Origin of the sequence: Variovorax sp. E3, assembly GCF_016082275.1 — a bacterium.
In the GTDB taxonomy this organism is placed as follows: Bacteria; Pseudomonadota; Gammaproteobacteria; order Burkholderiales; family Burkholderiaceae_C; genus Variovorax.
The window spans coordinates 1-1,217 of sequence record NZ_MOWM01000335.1 but is presented as its reverse complement, the minus strand read 5'-3'; the positions used below and the strand labels follow the sequence as shown (position 1 = coordinate 1,217).

Below are 1,217 nucleotides of genomic sequence, written 5' to 3'. Positions count from 1 at the left end.
ACCGCCGCCGGGTCCACGGCGTCGAGGCCGGCGGGCAGCAGGTCGCTGTCGCGCAGGCTGTGCACGGCGCCCAGGCGCGGGTCGGCGCGCTGGGCGAGCACGCGCAGGTAATGGGCGTCGTCCTTCGCTTGGCCGAGCCGCTCGACCGCGCCGGTGAGGCCGACCACGTCGGCACCGTCGTCGCTGGCCACCTCGGCCAGGCCGTGGAAGAGCAGCACCAGCCGCTGCGCGCCCGGAAAGAACCACACGGTGGTCGCCCGCATCGGCACCTCGCGCAGCCTGGGCTCGCTGCCGGCCACCGCGTAGCTGGCGAACACGCGCGCACGCAGCCCGGGCAGGCGGCCTTCGATGCGCGGCTCGCGCGGGTGCAGGTTTTCCAGCACGAAGGGCTCGTCGCCGCGCAGGGGCGCGTCCAGCCACTGGTCCGCCGGCGCGAGGTTGAAATAGCGCCAGTCCAGGTCGGGCGCGAAGCCGGGTGCATGCAGCTTCAGGTAGTCGGCGTCGTAGGTGCCGCGGTACTGCAGGCGCTGCGGGTGGCCCGGGTCCAGCCGATGCCAGCCCGCCGGCTGCGCGGCCTGGTCGGGGTGGTGCAGCGGATCGTCCGCGCGCTCGATGTTGGGCAGCGGGCGCTGGCCGTCGCGCGGCTGCCGGCCCATGCCGGCCGGGTTCAGGGGCAGGTCGCTCCGCCGTAGGCATGCGCCCAGTCGATGGGCATGCCCTCGCCGAAGGGCCGCGGCGCGCTGGCGCGGGTGCCGTCCCAGAAGCGGTCGCCATACACCAGCAGCGTCTTGTGCGTGCCCCCGAGGCTGGCGCGCACCGCGCACGCCCCCTCCTGCCCGGACGGCGCGAAGGCCTTGCCGTGCACCAGGAACTCGGGCGTGAGCTTGGCCACGCCTTCGTCGATCAGGGGCTCGCCCATTTCCGCGGCCAGGAAGTCCCACATCGACTGCTCGCCCCAGAGCGTGCCCTGCTCGCCCTGCGCGAAAGGCACGTGCAGGGCCGCGGTGATGCACAGGCCGAACGCCGGCGGTATTCGATCGGCCTCGTGCTCAACCCCATGGCCTGCGGCTTGACGACTTGCATGCGGCGCCGCCTCAGGGCTCGGACGAGGACGAGTTCGGGTCGTCCGGCTGGGAGGAATTGGGCGCGCCGCCGGCTCCGTCCGGGCCACCCGCGCCGCCGCTCCCGCCGCCACCGCCGCCACCCCCGCTGTCGGG

2 protein-coding genes are annotated in these 1,217 nt (G+C 74.7%); both read right to left on the bottom strand.

Translation table 11 applies throughout. From position 1 onward, the window contains the following. Nucleotides 1-656 (bottom strand): DUF2169 domain-containing protein (locus BMG07_RS40660; protein WP_198089209.1); only part of this gene is annotated, 656 nt, incomplete at its 3' end. An 11-nt stretch (nucleotides 657-667) separates the two neighbouring features. After that, on the bottom strand, nucleotides 668-991 hold the full coding sequence (locus tag BMG07_RS40655) for a DUF2169 domain-containing protein (RefSeq protein ID WP_198089208.1): 324 nt from the start codon (nucleotides 989-991) through the stop codon (nucleotides 668-670). Between the last annotated feature and the right edge of the window lie 226 nt (nucleotides 992-1,217).